Source organism: Nocardiopsis sediminis (genome assembly GCF_042650565.1).
Classification (GTDB): Bacteria; Actinomycetota; Actinomycetes; order Streptosporangiales; family Streptosporangiaceae; genus Nocardiopsis_B; species Nocardiopsis_B sediminis.
The window spans coordinates 195,517-210,494 of the sequence record NZ_JBHSBH010000013.1 but is presented as its reverse complement, the minus strand read 5'-3'; the positions used below and the strand labels follow the sequence as shown (position 1 = coordinate 210,494).

At 73.0% G+C, this 14,978-nt stretch carries 16 protein-coding genes; 2 read left to right on the top strand and 14 right to left on the bottom strand.

Features of this window, described 5'->3' with window-relative positions; translation table 11 throughout:
- Positions 1-128: 128 nt before the first annotated feature.
- From ACFOVU_RS21160 to ACFOVU_RS21130, 7 genes are all read right to left on the bottom strand, one after another.
- A complete protein-coding gene (locus tag ACFOVU_RS21160) occupies positions 129-968 on the bottom strand; it encodes an EamA family transporter (protein ID WP_378536282.1) in 840 nt (279 codons plus the stop codon).
- Between the two features lie 223 nt (positions 969-1,191).
- On the bottom strand, positions 1,192-1,500 hold the full coding sequence (locus ACFOVU_RS21155; RefSeq protein WP_378536280.1) for a DUF1416 domain-containing protein: 309 nt from the start codon (positions 1,498-1,500) through the stop codon (positions 1,192-1,194).
- Positions 1,497-2,336, bottom strand: a complete 840-nt coding sequence (locus ACFOVU_RS21150; RefSeq protein WP_378536278.1) for a sulfurtransferase — start codon at positions 2,334-2,336, stop codon at positions 1,497-1,499. Before ACFOVU_RS21150 ends, ACFOVU_RS21155 begins: the two co-directional genes overlap by 4 nt.
- Before the next feature lie 82 nt (positions 2,337-2,418).
- Complete coding sequence (locus ACFOVU_RS21145; protein WP_378536276.1) at positions 2,419-2,841, bottom strand: DUF4395 domain-containing protein; 423 nt, start codon at positions 2,839-2,841, stop codon at positions 2,419-2,421.
- Positions 2,842-3,166: 325 nt separating this feature from the next.
- The gene (locus ACFOVU_RS21140) at positions 3,167-3,520 is read right to left on the bottom strand and encodes a TlpA family protein disulfide reductase (RefSeq protein WP_378536484.1); all 354 of its coding nucleotides are present in this window, start codon (positions 3,518-3,520) and stop codon (positions 3,167-3,169) included.
- A gap of 189 nt (positions 3,521-3,709) precedes the next feature.
- Positions 3,710-4,402: an LmeA family phospholipid-binding protein gene (locus ACFOVU_RS21135; protein ID WP_378536275.1), complete on the bottom strand. Its 693-nt coding sequence runs from the start codon at positions 4,400-4,402 to the stop codon at positions 3,710-3,712.
- Positions 4,403-4,604: 202 nt separating this feature from the next.
- Positions 4,605-5,786 carry a putative quinol monooxygenase gene (locus ACFOVU_RS21130; protein WP_378536273.1) on the bottom strand — a complete coding sequence of 394 codons (1,182 nt, stop codon included), beginning with the start codon at positions 5,784-5,786 and terminating at the stop codon, positions 4,605-4,607.
- Between the two features lie 185 nt (positions 5,787-5,971).
- Here ACFOVU_RS21130 and ACFOVU_RS21125 point away from each other — a divergent pair, with 185 nt between their 5' ends.
- Positions 5,972-6,922, top strand: coding sequence for an HAD family hydrolase (locus tag ACFOVU_RS21125; RefSeq protein WP_378536271.1), 951 nt, complete (start codon positions 5,972-5,974; stop codon positions 6,920-6,922).
- 231 nt (positions 6,923-7,153) lie between these two features.
- Here the strand turns inward: ACFOVU_RS21125 and ACFOVU_RS21120 are convergent, their stop codons facing one another.
- The 4 genes from ACFOVU_RS21120 to hemL all read right to left on the bottom strand — a co-directional run bounded on the left by ACFOVU_RS21120 (position 7,154) and on the right by hemL (position 10,749).
- Positions 7,154-8,173, bottom strand: coding sequence for an NAD-dependent epimerase/dehydratase family protein (locus ACFOVU_RS21120; RefSeq protein ID WP_378536269.1), 1,020 nt, complete (start codon positions 8,171-8,173; stop codon positions 7,154-7,156).
- Positions 8,174-8,271: 98 nt separating this feature from the next.
- A complete protein-coding gene (locus tag ACFOVU_RS21115) occupies positions 8,272-8,370 on the bottom strand; it encodes a 30S ribosomal protein bS22 (RefSeq protein ID WP_017621272.1) in 99 nt (32 codons plus the stop codon).
- Between the two features lie 251 nt (positions 8,371-8,621).
- Positions 8,622-9,257, bottom strand: coding sequence for a histidine phosphatase family protein (locus tag ACFOVU_RS21110; RefSeq protein ID WP_378536267.1), 636 nt, complete (start codon positions 9,255-9,257; stop codon positions 8,622-8,624).
- A 190-nt stretch (positions 9,258-9,447) separates the two neighbouring features.
- Positions 9,448-10,749 carry a glutamate-1-semialdehyde 2,1-aminomutase gene (gene hemL, locus ACFOVU_RS21105; protein WP_378536265.1) on the bottom strand — a complete coding sequence of 434 codons (1,302 nt, stop codon included), beginning with the start codon at positions 10,747-10,749 and terminating at the stop codon, positions 9,448-9,450.
- A 177-nt stretch (positions 10,750-10,926) separates the two neighbouring features.
- Here hemL and rraA point away from each other — a divergent pair, with 177 nt between their 5' ends.
- The gene (rraA, locus tag ACFOVU_RS21100) at positions 10,927-11,418 is read left to right on the top strand and encodes a ribonuclease E activity regulator RraA (RefSeq protein ID WP_378536263.1); all 492 of its coding nucleotides are present in this window, start codon (positions 10,927-10,929) and stop codon (positions 11,416-11,418) included.
- Between the two features lie 19 nt (positions 11,419-11,437).
- Here the strand turns inward: rraA and ACFOVU_RS21095 are convergent, their stop codons facing one another.
- The 3 genes from ACFOVU_RS21095 to ACFOVU_RS21085 form a co-directional block, all read right to left on the bottom strand.
- Positions 11,438-12,100: a bifunctional DNA primase/polymerase gene (locus ACFOVU_RS21095; RefSeq protein WP_378536261.1), complete on the bottom strand. Its 663-nt coding sequence runs from the start codon at positions 12,098-12,100 to the stop codon at positions 11,438-11,440.
- An 85-nt stretch (positions 12,101-12,185) separates the two neighbouring features.
- Complete coding sequence (hemB, locus tag ACFOVU_RS21090) at positions 12,186-13,169, bottom strand: porphobilinogen synthase (protein WP_378536259.1); 984 nt, start codon at positions 13,167-13,169, stop codon at positions 12,186-12,188.
- Positions 13,170-13,275: 106 nt separating this feature from the next.
- The gene (locus ACFOVU_RS21085; RefSeq protein ID WP_378536257.1) at positions 13,276-14,961 is read right to left on the bottom strand and encodes a bifunctional uroporphyrinogen-III C-methyltransferase/uroporphyrinogen-III synthase; all 1,686 of its coding nucleotides are present in this window, start codon (positions 14,959-14,961) and stop codon (positions 13,276-13,278) included.
- Positions 14,962-14,978 lie beyond the last annotated feature (17 nt).

Sequence of the window (14,978 nt, the reverse complement as noted above, 5' to 3'; positions counted from 1 at the left end):
TCGGATACGAGCGAATCGTGCCAGGAGGCCGCGCGCTTGTCACGGAGTTGGCCGAACTCGCAGGCATTGCCCGTTATCTGTCGCCGTTCGGGCGGTCATCGTGCGTTTTCGCCGGTCACAATCGGTACTCAAAGGTTGAGGAGCACGATGCCGGAGGCCACGGCGGCGGCCGCGGCGATGCGGACGCGGCCGAAGCGCTCCTTGAAGAAGAGCGCGCCGATGACGGCCGCGAAGACGACGCTCGTCTCGCGCAGGGCGGCGATGCTCGCGAGGGTCCCGATGGTCTGCGCCCACAGCACCAGCCCGTAGGCGGTCACGGACACGACCCCGCCCAGCGCCCCGATCCACCACACGGGGCGCAGCTGGGCGGCGAGCCGGCCGCGCCGCAGCAGGGCCGCGGCGATCATGAAGTACGGCCCTTCGAGGATCATGAGCCAGGCGATGTAGGCCAGCGGGTCACCCGAGGCGCGCACCCCGTAGCCGTCCACGATGGTGTAGGAGGCGATGAGCAGCCCGGTGACGACCGCGGCGGCCAGCGCCGGGGCCTGAGCCCGTCCGGGACGCCCTGAGGCGAACACGAGGGCCGTCAGCCCGGCCGAGACCACGAGCACCCCGCACAGGTGGAGCGGCGACAGCTCCTCGTCCAGCAGCAGCGCGGCCCCCAGCGCCACCACCCACGGGGAGGTGCCGCGGGCCAGCGGGTACACCTGGCCGAAGTCCCCGGTCCGGTAGGACAGCATCAGAAAGCCCATGTAGGCCACGTGCAGGACGACCGAGATGAGCAGCGCCGGCCAGGCTGCGGGGGCCACGGGGCCCGAGAACACGGCCAGGACGACCCCGCAGGCCGCCCCGGAGGCGCCGATGAGCGCGAACCCCAGCAGCCGGTCGGTGATGGCGTGGGCGATGGCGTTCCACACGGCGTGCAGCAGCGCGGACGCCAGAACGGCGGCGACGACGAGGGCGTTCATGAGGGGTGGTGGCCTCCTTGCCGCGACCCCCCGAACATACCGGGCGCATCCGGCGGGCCACCGTCCGGCCCGATCCCCCGCGCTCCCGGCCCTCAGGCCGGCGGAGCCCACCCGGTCAGGCCGTACCGGCAGGCACCGAACGCCCCGGGACAGCGCTCGGCGCCGGGGCCGCGGGGGGACGTGTCCCGCGGCCCCGGCGCCGAGTGTGGCCTGTGAAGTCGGCTCAGGCGTCGACCTGGAGGTCGATCACCTTCCCGGTCTCGGCCGTCACCGTGTACTCGGCGGTGAAGCCCTTGGACGCCAGAACGCGAACCTTCCACTCGCCGTCGGCCGCGAAGAACCGGAAGGTCCCCTCGCCGCCCGTGGCGACCTCTCCGACGAAGTCGTCGGAGGCGTTGAGCAGGCGCGCGTAGGCCCCGCTGAGCGGGGCGCCGTCGCGGCGCACCACGCCCTGGATGACCGCCTGGTCGCCCGCGTCGACGTCGGCGAGGGCGACGCCCCCGACGGGCGCTCCGCAGCTGTCGGCGCTCACTTGGCCTCCCCCAGCTCCACCGGGACGCCGACCAGCGAACCGTACTCGGTCCACGAGCCGTCGTAGTTCTTCACGTTGGGCAGGCCCAGCAGCTCGTGCAGGGCGAACCAGGTGTGCGACGAGCGCTCGCCGATGCGGCAGTAGGCGATGATGTCCTTGTCCAGGTCGACGCCGGCCTCGGTGTAGAGCTCGCGCAGCTCGTCGTCGCTCTTGAACGTGCCGTCCTCGTTGGCGGTCTTCGCCCACGGGATGTTGCGCGCGGTCGGGATGTGGCCCGGGCGCTGCGAGGTCTCCTGCGGCAGGTGCGCGGGGGCCAGCAGCTTGCCGACGAACTCGTCGGGCGAGCGCACGTCGACCAGGTCCTTGGTGCCGATCGCGGCGACGACCTCGTCGCGGAAGGCGCGGATCGCGGTGTCCTGGTCCTGGGCGGTGTAGGTGGCGGCGGCGCGCTCGGGCACCGCCTCGACCAGCTCGCGGGAGTCGAGCTCCCACTTCTTGCGGCCGCCGTCGAGCAGCTTCACGCTCTGGTGGCCGTAGAGCCGGAAGTACCAGTAGGCGTAGGCCGCGAACCAGTTGTTGTTCCCGCCGTAGAGCACAACGGTGTCGTCGTTGGAGATGCCGCGCTCGGAGAGCAGTTTCTCGAAGCCGGTCTTGTCGACGAAGTCGCGGCGGACCGGGTCCTGGAGGTCCTTCTTCCAGTCGATCTTGACGGCGTTGCGGATGTGGCCCTTGTCGTAGGCCGAGGTGTCCTCGTCGACCTCGACGAGCACCACGTTGTCGTCGTCGAGGTGGGCCTCCACCCATTCGGCGTCCACGAGGACGTCGGAGCGGCTCATGGGGAACCTCCATTGATCGTTGTGCAGTAGGCGGTGTCGGAACGTCGGCGGGCCGGTGACCGGGCCCCGGACGGCGGGTCTCCTAGGAGGCCCTACCCGGGAGGGGCAGCCGGCGGACCAGCAGATACATCTCGCAGCCCAGGCAGAAGCCGAAGGCGGCGTTGAGGAAGGCGGCGAACAGGGCGAACGCGGTGGCCGTCAGCGCGAGCCAGGGCAGGCCGAAGGCGAAGCCCGCCAGCCCCGCCAGCGCGAAGGCCAGGCCGACCCCCTGCGCGAAGCGCGGCGGTGCGGCGTCCTCGGTCTCGGCCGGGGGGCCGATCCGCGGGCGGATCAGCGATGCGAAGACGAGGGCGTAGGGCGAGTAGCGGACGCCGGCGGCGACCGCGATCGCGAACACCAGCGCCTGCGCGGCCAGCGGCCAGGCGTTCTGAGTGATCAGGACGAGGGCGAGTACGACGGTGGTGAGGGCTGCGGCGAATCGCTGCCCCCGAGGGTCGACCTGCATGTGTGGCTTCCCAGATGGGTGAGCGGGAGGGGGTCGAGTGGCGGCACGGAGGTGCGGCCGGATCCGGGACGGGCGCGGAGTGCGCCGCGGGGCTCCGCTCTAGCGGGCAGCGCGACAGAGCGCGGTGGCGACGTGGCAGAAGTCGACCGCGCGACGCTTGGTCAGGAACGCGCCCGTCGGAGAAGTCACGATCACGATCGTACGGGGTGGGGGCGCGGATGTCACGGGTGGGTCCCCTCACAGGCACCGCGGGGCCACGCAGGGTGGCGGGGGCGGGGCACGGGCCGGGCTCCGGCAGGAGGCCGGGCGAGGGCCGGCGGGGGCCTCAGGCGGGCGGGGCGCCCCGGTCGACCGCCGCTCCCAGGGCCGCGATCACGTCGGCCTTGCGCGGCTGGCCAGAGGCGCGGCGGACCACGTTCCCGCCGGCGTCGAGGACGAGGACGGTGGGGGTGCGCAGGATGTTCAGCCGCCGGACCAGGTCGAGCCGCGATTCGGCGTCGATCTCGACGTGGGCGACGCCCTCGACCATCGCCCCCACGTCGGCCAGCACCCGGCGGGTGGCGCGGCAGGGCTGGCAGAAGGCCGACGAGAACTGGACGAGGGTGGCGCGCCCGCCCAGGGGGGCGCCGATGTCCTCGGCGGTCAGGGCCGTGTTCTGCGCGGTGTCCGCCTCGTGCACGCCGCCCCCGTTCTCCGCTCCGCCGGTGGTGCCCGCAGGGTCCGCCGCTGCGCCCGGGCGGGCGTCCCGGGCCGCGGCCGTGGGCCGGAAGCGTCCGTTGGCGCGGCGCCACACCAGGCCGGCGCACAGGGCCGCCAGCAGTGTGGTGAGGGCGACCGCCGCCCCCGTGAGCTGCCCGGGCTCCACGGGCTAGGCCTGGGGGTCGCCGCCGACCAGCGGGACGTCGGTGCCCTCGGCGGAGACCTCGACACCGTTGGGCAGCGCCTCGATGCCGGTCACCTGGAGGCCGAACGGCAGCTGGGGGACGGGGAAGGAGAGCGTCAGCCGCTCCTGGGCGACCGAGGCGATGTCGAACTGGGACTCGCCGACCTGGAGGTCGGTGGGGGTCACCGTGATCGTGTCGTCCTCGATCGCGACCTCCAGGTCGGCCGACACCGGCACGCTGAAGCCGCCCTCGGCGAGGTCGCCGGTCATGCGCGGGCTGCCGTTCTCGTTCTCGATGACGATGCCCTCGGGCAGCCGCCGCTGGAGCTCGCTGTAGGGCAGCATCACCTTGGCCTCGGCGCTGCCGGCGACGACGTTGGGCTCGGTCAGCAGGTCGGCGAGGGGCGCCCGCACCTCGCGCGCGGTGACGTCGACCCGCTCCAGCTGGATGTCCTCGACCGTGATCGCCCCGGTGACGATGTGGATCTCGGAGTACTCCCCGCCGATGGCCTGGGTCAGGAAGGGGAAACCGCCGATGGTGACTTCGGGCTCCGAAGCCATCTCGTACTGCTGACCGACGCGGGTGGCGATCTCGCTCTGCGCGGCGTAGTGCAGTCCGCGATCGGCGACGGCCACCATGATCAGCAGAAATACCAGAAAGACGAGGAACTTACGCATCGGGGTTCCAGCACGCTCCCGTTGTTTCCGGGGCTCGGCCCGCCTCCTGCACGGGGGATCGGGGGCCGCACCACGACGGCGCCGACCGGCGCCGAACTCAATGGTCTAAGGAAGGGTACTTCACGCGCCTCTTACCTCCGCTCTCCGGGGCGGATTCCCAGCCAACTCTGACCGATCGCTCAGGAACGGGCTTCTCCGCTGGTCAGCGCGGCATCAACATACCCGGAAGGTTGTCGGCCGCCGAAGCCCCCGAAAGCGCCAATTCGATCACATTCGTCGCAACGACGCAGTTGGCGCTGCGCCGGACGAACTCCACGACGTGCGGCTGCTGCTCGTGCTCCTCGTGCGCCAGCTCGTCGCGGTAGATCGCGTAGACGATGCGCTGCTGCGGCGCGCTGGGCACCGTGTGGCACGCGAAGAGCAGGGTGTCGGGCTCGCGGCGGGACACCTCGTCGACGACGTCGTCGGCGAGGTCGTCGAACGTGTCGCCGCGGCCGTCGTAGAGCGTGTAGATCGTGATGATTCCGCGCAGCCGCGACGCCACCCGGGGCGCGGGCGCCGCGGGCTCGTCGTCGTAGTCGTAGCCGTCATCGTCGTAGTCGTCGTAATCGTCGGCCTTGCGGCGCCTGCCCCACACGTTGTCCTCCGCCTCGGAATCGTCATCGTGGCCGACGGTGCCGTCACCCGAACGGCGCCGGCCACCCCGCCGCCTGCCGGATCGCTCCTGGGGCGGGTTCTGGGAGCGTGTGAACGCCCCCCACAGGCTGGCCACCGCGCCGAGCAGCATCACTTGGCCGAACGAGCCCAGGCCGAAGCGGCTGGCCACGATCTCCAGCAGGATCGCGAGCCCGATCAGGCCGATCACCGACAGCCGGTGGCCGGCGATCCGGGGCCGGTCGCGAAGTGATGTCCAGACCAGGATCGCGCCGCCCACCACCGCCACGGCGGCGAAGACGTGCACGAGCATCAGTGCCCCGCGGGGGATGATGTCGTAGTGGTCGGCCATGGGCGGGTATCCGCCGTCGAACTGGCCGCGGAGCCGGTCCATGCTGAGGACCACCAGCGGCACGATGGTCAGGGTGGTCACGACCAGCCGGGTGCCGAAGCGCACGCGCGGCGACTCCACCGCGTACTCCACCACGCCCCACGCCAGCAGCAGCGGGCCGAGCAGCCCGATGCCTATCTGGAACACGCGGAACGTGAGGCTGGAGAAGTCCAGCAGCGCTCCGGGGAATGCGGCGCTCAGCGCGATCGCCATGGACACGCCGGAGGCCACCCAGGCCGCCGTGTGCAGGCGGGGGCTCCGGTAACTACGCGCGATCAGCGCGGCGGCGGCGCTCCAGGCCACCAACGCGCAGACGAATGCCAGTCCTACCTCGACCATCCCGCTAATCATGGTGCACGTTGGGTACTCGACGTGAACTCAGAGCGGGATTCATCCACCCGAAATGAGCATTTACCGGCACGTTGGGCGTAATCCGCTGATTGAGTTGTGAGTTACCTCACGAGACATCGTCCCGCCTCCGCCAGGACGCATGGGCGACCACCGGCGGGCCGTAGTCTCGAATCATGCCGCGCCATCTCCGACGAGACGACAACGGCCGTGCCGCCCTCGCCGGGGAAGCCGCCACCGCCGCTGCCGACGACGAGCGCGGGAACGAGGGCCCCTCAGCCGGGGCCGCGCCCGCCGCCGCACGCGCCGAAGGCTCCGGCCTGCCCGTCCAGGCCTCAGCGCCCACCGTATCCGCCGCGCCCTCCGCACCGATCGCATTCTTCGATGTCGACAACACGCTGATGCGCGGCGCGTCGATCTACCACTTCGCCCGCGGCCTGGCCGCGCGCGACCTCTTCACGACGCGCGACCTCCTGCGGTTCGCGTGGGGGCAGATGGTGTTCCGCATCAGCGGGCAGGAGCGCCCCGAGCACATCAACGCCGCCCGCGAGGCGGCGCTCGCGTTCGTGGCCGGGCACGACGTCAAGGACCTCGTGTCGCTGTGCGAGGACATCTACGACGACACCATGGCCGACCGCATCTGGGAGGGCGCGCACCGGCTGATCCGCCGCCACATCGAGGCCGGGCAGCGGGTGTGGCTCGTGACCGCGACCCCGTTCGAGCTCGCCGACATCATCAAGCGGCGGCTGGGCCTCGACGGCGCGCTGGGCACGGTCGCCGAGACCGTCGACGGCACCTACACCGGCCGGCTCGTCGGCGACCTGCTGCACGGCCCCGCCAAGGCCACCGCGATCCGGGCGCTGGCGCGCGCCGAAGGGCTCGACCTGTCCACCTGCACGGCCTACAGCGACTCCAGCAACGACCTGCCGCTGCTGTCGGTGGTGGGCCACCCCAACGCCGTCAACCCCGACGACTCGCTGCGCGAGTACGCGAAGAAGCACGGGTGGCCGGTGCACGAGTTCCGTCGGCACCGCACGACGCTGCGCGTGGGGCTGCCCGCCGCGGTCGCGGGTGCGGTGGCGGGCGGCGTGGCGGTGGGGATGATGCGGCGCCGCAGACCGTTCTAGGCCCTGTTTTTTGGATGCTTTCGGATAAGCGAGCGGCCTCCAGGCGTCGCGTCGCAAGACGATTCGCGAAGGTCAGCCTGGTTGGCTGTTCGAGCGAAATCGGCGCAGCGAGGCGGCGTCTGGTGGTCGCGAGCCCGGAATGATCCGAAAAACAGGGCCTAGGCCCTTCCGCGCCTGCGGGGCCGCTTCGGCCGTCGCGCACGGGGCAGGGTGCCCGCTGTGGAGCGGCGGTCAGCGTCCCACTGCCGCGGGCACGCGCGGCGCCTGGTGGTGGCCGCCCCGGCGCCCGCGGGCGGGTCCGCCCGGTGCCGCTCCGGCGGCCAGGAACGACTCGAACGCCTCCTGGGAGCTGTAGGCGGGCGTCCAGCCGATGGCGCGTTCGAGCTTGGTGACATCGAGGACGCGGTCATTGCACAGCACGCGCAGCTGCTCCGGGGAGTAGCCCAGCCGGGTGCGGCGGGCCAGGCCGCCGAACACCTTCAGCCCCCGCTCGGGCACCGCCAGCCCGTGCCCGCGCACCCGGCGCAGGCACTGCGACAGGGGCAGCGACCCGGGGGCCGCGACGTTGAACACGCCGTCGCGGTCGCCCAGCGCCATGCGGCGGACGGCCTCGGCGCCGTCGTCCTCGTGGATGAACTGCATCCGGGGGTCGTAGCCGCGCACGGTGGGGACGAACCGCAGCCCGAAGTACCGGGTCAGCGGGGTCTCGGTGGCCGGGCCGATGACGTTGGCGAAGCGCAGCACCGCGATCGACATGTCGGGCCGGCGCCGGGCCAGCCCGCGGGTGTGCAGCTCGATCTCTGCCGCGTCCTGGGCGTGGGCCGAGCGCGGCGGCGGCCGCGCCTCCAGGTCCTCGGTGGAGGGCCCGGGGTCGCGGCGCGAGAAGCCGTAGACGGCCGCGCTGGAGCGCACGACCAGCCGACGGACGGTGGTGGACCGCTGGCAGGCCGAGAGCAGCTGCATGGTCCCCAGGACGTTGTTCTCCCGCACCGCCGCCCGGCTGCCCGTGCCCGCGAGGGCCGCGGTGAGGCCCAGGTGCAGGACGGTGTCGGCCCCGGACTCGCGGACCACCCGGCTCACGCCGTCGTCGTGCAGGCCCGTGAGGACGAACTCCGCCCGCCCCAGCGGATGGCGGGGCGGGGCGGGGTCGACACCGATCACCCGGTCGACGCCGGGCTCGCGCGCGAGTGCCTCCGCGACCTGGGAGCCCAGGTAGCGGGAGGCACCGGTGACCAGGACGACACGGCCCATGACGACACGCCTCCGACGTAGGGGGTTCGCGATGAAGGGGGTGTCTCCGCGTCGGCCTCGGCCGCGCAGCGGGGGCGTCCGCGGAGCGACGAACCAGCCTACTTCTTGTTGCGACGCGCGATGCGAGTCCTCTTGAGCAGCTTGCGGTGCTTCTTCTTCGCCATGCGCTTGCGGCGCTTCTTGATGACGGAACCCATGGGATCACCTCTCGCAAACGACAAAAGAGACACGACGGCACTGCCCGCGCTAAGGGCACGGAGTGCCATCGGAAGAATGCGGCGGCGCGTCGCCCAGAGGGACACGGCGCGCGTGGCGCGCCATAAACCAACGCCGCACCCGACGAACCAGCCTACCCTCTCCGCCAAGATGTCCAGGCATCCACTGGAGGAGCAGGCCGGCACGCGAGCGCGCCGGACGGCACAGGCCCGCCGCCGTGAGGCGCGGGGCCTCAGGCGCCGGGGACCGTGCGCCCTGCGCTGTACAGCTCTGCGGCCGGCTCGCTGTAGCCCACGCTGACCAGCCGGTGCTCCTCGAAGGTCAGCGACGTGACGCTGGCCAGGTTGCACTGGCGGCGGTCGGGCCGGTGCCAGAGCCGCTTGCGCTCGGCGGCCCGGCGCGCCATCCAGATCGGCAGCTGGTGGCTGACGCAGACGGCCTCGCGCCCCCACGCCTCCTTGCGGACGAGCTTGATGACATCGACCATGCGCGCGACGATCTCGCTGTAGGGCTCGCCCCACGACGGCAGGAACGGGTTGTACAGCCGCCGCATCACCTGGACGTCGGTCAGCGACCGGCTCGACAGCGCCATCCCCTGGAACCGGTTGGCCGCCTCGATCAGCCGGTCGTCGAGCCGGATGGCCAGCCCGAACTCGTCGGCCACCGGCGCCGCGGTCTCCTTGGCACGCTCCAGCGGCGAGGAGTACAGGGCCGCGATGTCGCGCCCGGCGAACCAGGCGGCGGCGTGCTCGGCCATGCGGACGCCGGTCTCGCTCAGATGGAACTCCGGCAGCCGCCCGTAGAGGATCCCCTCGGGGTTGTGCACTTCGCCGTGTCTGAGGAGGTGGACGACGGTGGTCGTGGTCATGTCGGGCGGCCGTTCCTTGTCGGTTGTCATCATGCGGCGGCGCGGCTCCGGACCCGCCCCACCTGCGGGGACTGGGCACAGGGGGCGCCGGCGGGCGGCGTCGGGTCCAACTTATCGATCTCCGCCCGCCCCGCCGCCATCGCGGGCGCGCCGTTGCGGGCCCCGGCGCGCCTGCGGCCGGGCACCCGGGTCAGGATCCGGTGCCGGCCTCGGCCGCCGCACGGGCCGCCCTCGGCAGGGCCGACACCACGCGGTCGATGGCGGTGTCGTCGTGGGCGGCCGAGAAGAACCACGCCTCGAACGCGGCCGGCGGCAGGTAGACGCCCTGGTCCAGCATGGCGTGGAAGAACGCCGCGAAGGCGCCGGTGTCCTGGGCGCGCGCGCCGTCGAAGTCGGTGACCTCGGCGTCGGTGAAGAACACCGTGAACAGGCTGCCGCCGTGCTGGATGCGGTGGGGCACCCCGGCGGCGCCGAGCGCGGCGCCGACCTCGGCGGCCACCTGCGCGGACACGCGGTCGATGTGCGCGTAGGCCTCGGGGGTGGCGTTGCGCAGCGTGGCCAGCCCCGCCGCGGTGGCCAGCGGGTTCCCCGACAGGGTGCCGGCCTGGTACACCGGGCCCTGGGGGGCGAGCTGGTTCATGAGGTCGGCCCGGCCGCCGAAGGCCGCAGCGGGCAGGCCGCCGCCCATGACCTTGCCGAACGTGGTGAGGTCGGGGGTCACGCCCTCCAGGCCGTACCAGCCCGAGGGGCCGACGCGGAAGCCGGTGAGGACCTCGTCGAGCACGAGCAGGGCGCCGTGCGCGGCGGTGATCTCCTTGAGCCGGGCGTTGAAGCCGTCGCGGGGCGGGACGACGCCCATGTTCGCCGGGCACGCCTCGGCGATCACGCAGGCGATGTCGCCGCCGGACTCCGCGAACGCGCGCTCCACGGCCTCGATGTCGTTGTAGGGCAGCACGATCGTGTCGGCGGCGCTCGCCCCGGTGACGCCCGGGGAGTCGGGCAGGGCGAAGGTCGCCACCCCGGAGCCGGCGGCGGCCAGCAGGGCGTCGACGTGGCCGTGGTAGTTCCCGGCGAACTTCACCACCTTGCTGCGCCCGGTGGCGCCGCGGGCGAGCCGGATCGCCGACATGGTGGCCTCGGTCCCGGAGTTGACCAGGCGGACCTTCTCGGCCGGGGTGCGCGCCACGATCTCCTCGGCGAGCTCGACCTCGCCGGGGGTCGGCGCCCCGTAGGAGGTGCCGCGCCCGGCCGCCTCGCGCAGCGCGCCGACGACGGCGGGGTGCGCGTGGCCCAGGATCAGCGGCCCCCAGGAGCAGATGAGGTCGACGTAGCTGCGGCCGTCGGCGTCGGTCAGGTACGGGCCCTCGCCCGCCACCATGAACGGCGGGGTCCCGCCGACCGCGCCGAAGGCGCGTACGGGCGAGTTCACCCCGCCGGGGACGACGGCGCTCGCGCGTTCGAACAGCTCAACTGAAGTCTTCTGTGTACCCACCCGTCCAGTGTGGCACCGGTGGTCATCCGTCCGGGACCGGCCCGGGGTCGCCCCGCGACCGGCCCGGGAGCGGCCGCACGGGACCGCCGTCAGCGGGCCGCTCACCCGGGCGGCACGCAGTACCAGGGATCTCGTAGGTTGGGGGCCACCGCACGCACCATCCGCTGAGGGAGCACGATGACCGAGGTCTACGCCACCGCCGACCTGATCGACGCGCACGGGGACGCGCTCGCCAGCTGCGAGACGCAGTTCCGCCAGTTCGGCGCGCGCCGGGCGTTCCACGGCCCGATCGCCACGATCCGGTGCCACGAGGACAACGCCCTGGTCCGGGAGCAGCTCAACCAGCCGGGCGAGGGCTGGGTCCTGGTCGTGGACGGCGGCGGATCGCTGCGCACCGCCCTGATGGGCGACATGATCGCCCGCGCCGCCACCGAGAACGGATGGGCCGGGGTCATCATCCACGGAGCCGTCCGCGACGTCGCCGAACTCGCCACGATCGACCTCGGCATCAAGGCCCTCGGCTCCAACCCCCGCAAGTCCGCCAAGACCGGCGCGGGGGTCCTCGACACCACGGTCGCCTTCGGCAACGCGGTCTTCACCCCGGAAGCCTGGCTCTACAGCGACGACGACGGCATCCTCATCAGCGACGAACAGCTGGAGCTGCCGTAGGCCGCGCCCGAGCGGGCGGCTACGACATGAACTCCTCGCAGGCGTCGGAGAGGATGTCGAGGGCGGCGATGGGGTCGGGGAGGTCGTTCTGGGCCTCGCCGGTGCGGGGGGCGCGGATCCAGGCGACGGTGTTGCCTGATGGGAGGGGGGACGGCGGGGCCAGGACGTAGCTGTCGCGGCAGTGCCAGCGCAGGCCCGGGGTGTCGGTGATGGTCTCGGGGACGCAGTCGAGGTGGCAGGACCACCACTCGTCCTCGTCGGCCGGGGAGCGGGTGGCGACGTAGAACAGGTAGCGCTGGGCGTCGACCGCCGCGACCGGGCCGGCGTGCACCCCGGCTCGGCCCATGCGGGCCAGGGCCATGACCCCGGCACCGGCCGGGACGTCGAAGACGTCGAAGACGCGGCCCGTCGGCAGGATCACGTTGGCCTCGGGGGTGGCCGACCACCAGCGCCGGATGGTGTCGGGGTCGGTGGTGGCCTCCAGCCCCCACGCCGCCGACATCGGATGCGCGCCGGGGTCAGGACACCCCATGCGGTCGCAGCCGCACGCGCGCCCGCCGCCCGTGGCGGGGGCCGCGCCGCGGCACACCGGCCAGCCCAGGGCCGCGTACTCCAGCGCCGCGTCCACCATGCTGACCACCGGCTGCCGGCGCCGCCGCCGACGGTAGATGACCTCTGCCATCGATGCCCCGTTCCCGTCTCGGATCCGTGTCCCGTGTCCCGTTGCGCTCCCGGGACCCGATCCGGCCGGGAAGCGGTTCTTCCCGTCAGCGGAGCATGCGCGCCGCTTCTGTGGCCCAATAGGTCAGGATCTGCCCGGCCCCGGCCCGCCGGAAGGCGGTGAGCGTCTCCAGGATGGCGCGCTCGCGGTCGATCCAGCCCCGCTCGGCTGCGGCCTCCACCATCGCGTACTCGCCGCTGACCTGGTAGGCCGACACGGGCACCCGGACGTGCTCGGCGACCTTGGCCACGACGTCGAGGTAGGCCAGGCCCGGTTTGACCATGACCATGTCGGCGCCCTCGGCGATGTCGAGCTCGACCTCGCGCAGCGACTCGCGGACGTTGGCGGGGTCCTGCTGGTAGCCGGTGCGGTCGCCGAACCGGGGGGCGCCCTCCGCCGCTTCGCGGAAGGGCCCGTAGAACGCCGAGGCGTACTTGACCGCGTAGGCGAGGATCACGACGTCGGTGTAGCCGGCGCCGTCCAGCGCGGTGCGGATCGCCCCGACCTGGCCGTCCATCATGCCGCTGGGCCCCACGACCTGCACGCCCGCCGCGGCCTGCGCGACCGCGATCGCGGCGTAGCGCTCCAGGGTGGCGTCGTTGTCGACCTCGCCGGTGGGCGTGAGCAGCCCGCAGTGCCCGTGGGAGGTGTACTCGTCCAGGCACAGGTCGGCCATGAGCACGATGTCGTCGCCCAGGTCCGACGACAGGTCGCGCAGCGCCTGCTGCACGATGCCGCCCGGGTCGTCGGCCGCCGATCCGCGCTCGTCCTTGAACTCGGGGATGCCGAACAGCATGATCGCGCCGACCCCGGCCTCGGCGGCCTCCTTCGCCGCCGCGCGCAGGCTGTCGCGGGTGTGCTGGACGACGCCCGGCATCGAGCCCACCGGGTTCGGCTCGCCGATGCCCTCCTTGACGAACATCGGCAGGATCAGGTCTTCGGGGCGCACCCGGGACTCGGCCACCAGCCGGCGCAGCGCGGGCGTGCGGCGCAGCCGGCGGGGACGTACCACGGGAAAACGGGCGCTCATGGGTGGGTCGGACCCCCTGGGTCTGCGGGGCGCCCGGGCCGCCGTGCGGCGGGGCGGCCGGGCGCCGGACGGATGGACGGTCGAACAGGGCGGGTGGCGCGGGCGGTCAGACGGTCTTGCGCCGCCTGCCGCGCCGCTTCTGGCTGGGCTTGAGGACGGGCTTCCCGGCGGCGACGGCCTCGGCCCGCTGAGCCGCACCGTACTCCGAAAGCGCCTCCGCTAGGGCGGAAACCGAGGTTTTGGGCGCGACCACATCGACGCGCAGACCGAACTCCGCCGCCGTCTTGGCGGTCTCGGGGCCGATCACCGCGATCACCGTGGTGTTGTGCGGCTTGCCCGCGATCCCCACGAGGTTGCGCACGGTGGAGGACGACGTGAACAGCACCGCGTCGAACCCGCCGCCCTTGATCGCCTCGCGGATGGGCGCGGGCGGCGGCGCGGCGCGCACGGTGCGGTAGGCGGTGACGTCGTCGACCTCCCAGCCGAGGTCCGCGAGCCCCGCCGCGAGCGCCTCGGTGGCGATGTCGGCGCGCGGCAGCAGCACCCGCTCGATGGGGTCCAGCTCGGCGTCGTAGGGCGGCCACACCTCGACCAGCCCCGCCCCCGACTGGCGGTCGGGCGGGGGCAGGAGGTCGGGCTGGATGCCGAACTCGCGCAGGGAGGCGGCGGTCTGCTCGCCCACGGCGGCGACCTTCACCCCCGCGAACGCGCGGGCGTCCAGGCCGTACTCCTCGAACCGCTCGCGGATCGCCTTGACGGCGTTGACCGAGGTGAACGCCACCCACTGGTAGCGGCCGGTGACCAGGCCGCGCACGGCGCGCTCCATCTGCTGCGGGGTGCGGGGCGGCTCCACCGAGATGGTGGGGACCTCCTCGGGCACCGCGCCGTAGCCGCGGAGCTGCTCGGACAGGTGCGCCGCCTGCTCCTTGGTGCGCGGCACCAGGACGCGCCAGCCGAACAGCGGGCGTCCCTCGAACCACGACAGGTCCTTCTGCCCGCCGACACCGGGCCCCATGACGAACATGGCGGGTGCGGTGATGTTGTTGCCCTTGGCGTCGGCAGTCTTCAGGTCGGCGGTGAGCCGCGAGAGGGAGCTGAGGACGGTGCTCTGCTCGGTGGTGCTGCCCATGCGCGTGACGGCGACCGGGGTCGTGCCCGGCCGGCCCGCGGCGATGAGCGACTTGCACAGGCGGTCGTAGCCCAGGGCGGGCCGGTGGCCGTCGTCGTCCTCGTCGATGTCGGGGAAGAGCACGACCAGCGTGGCGTCGCCGTCGGCGAGGCGCCCCCAGTCGAGGTCGGCCTGGCGGCCGTCGGCCACGCGCAGCTCCCCGGTGCCCTTGGGCAGCAGCGGGATGCCGGCGAAGGCGGGGACCGCGGTCACCGAGGACAGCCCCGGCACGATCTCGAACTCCACGCCCGCCCGCAGGCAGGCCGCGGCGAGATCGGCGCCGCGGCAGCCGAACAGCGGGTCGCCGCTGTAGAGCCGCACCACGCGCCGCCCCTCGCGGGCGTGGCCGACGGCGAGCGCGTCGATCTCGCCGCCGCACTCGGCGGGCTCGACCACCTGGACGTCCTCACGGCAGTGGACGAGCAGCTCCCGGCGGAACCGGGCGAGCTCGGGGCCGGGCTCGCGGACGAGGATGACGACATCGGCCCGCTCCAGCAGGGCGGCGCCACGCAGGGTCAGCAGCTCCGGGGCGCCGGGCCCGGCCCCGACCAGGCCGACGTGCCCGGCCGCGGGCGCGGCCTGCGCCATCGGCTCGGACTCCTGGGTCTCACTCTGCGGATTCACTGTGCGCTCGCTCCTTG

Excerpts from the sequence above, each read along its gene's own strand:
- ACFOVU_RS21160 (WP_378536282.1), bottom strand. The coding sequence starts at position 968 with ATGAACGCCCTCGTCGTCGCCGCCGTTCTGGCGTCCGCGCTGCTGCAC.
- ACFOVU_RS21150 (WP_378536278.1), bottom strand. The coding sequence starts at position 2,336 with ATGAGCCGCTCCGACGTCCTCGTGGACGCCGAATGGGTGGAGGCCCAC.
- ACFOVU_RS21145 (WP_378536276.1), bottom strand. The coding sequence starts at position 2,841 with ATGCAGGTCGACCCTCGGGGGCAGCGATTCGCCGCAGCCCTCACCACC.
- ACFOVU_RS21135 (WP_378536275.1), bottom strand. The coding sequence starts at position 4,402 with ATGCGTAAGTTCCTCGTCTTTCTGGTATTTCTGCTGATCATGGTGGCC.
- ACFOVU_RS21130 (WP_378536273.1), bottom strand. The coding sequence starts at position 5,786 with ATGGTCGAGGTAGGACTGGCATTCGTCTGCGCGTTGGTGGCCTGGAGC.
- ACFOVU_RS21125 (WP_378536271.1), top strand. The coding sequence starts at position 5,972 with ATGCCGCGCCATCTCCGACGAGACGACAACGGCCGTGCCGCCCTCGCC.
- ACFOVU_RS21120 (WP_378536269.1), bottom strand. The coding sequence starts at position 8,173 with ATGGGCCGTGTCGTCCTGGTCACCGGTGCCTCCCGCTACCTGGGCTCC.
- ACFOVU_RS21115 (WP_017621272.1), bottom strand. The coding sequence starts at position 8,370 with ATGGGTTCCGTCATCAAGAAGCGCCGCAAGCGCATGGCGAAGAAGAAG.
- ACFOVU_RS21110 (WP_378536267.1), bottom strand. The coding sequence starts at position 9,257 with ATGACCACGACCACCGTCGTCCACCTCCTCAGACACGGCGAAGTGCAC.
- rraA (WP_378536263.1), top strand. The coding sequence starts at position 10,927 with ATGACCGAGGTCTACGCCACCGCCGACCTGATCGACGCGCACGGGGAC.
- ACFOVU_RS21095 (WP_378536261.1), bottom strand. The coding sequence starts at position 12,100 with ATGGCAGAGGTCATCTACCGTCGGCGGCGGCGCCGGCAGCCGGTGGTC.
- hemB (WP_378536259.1), bottom strand. The coding sequence starts at position 13,169 with ATGAGCGCCCGTTTTCCCGTGGTACGTCCCCGCCGGCTGCGCCGCACG.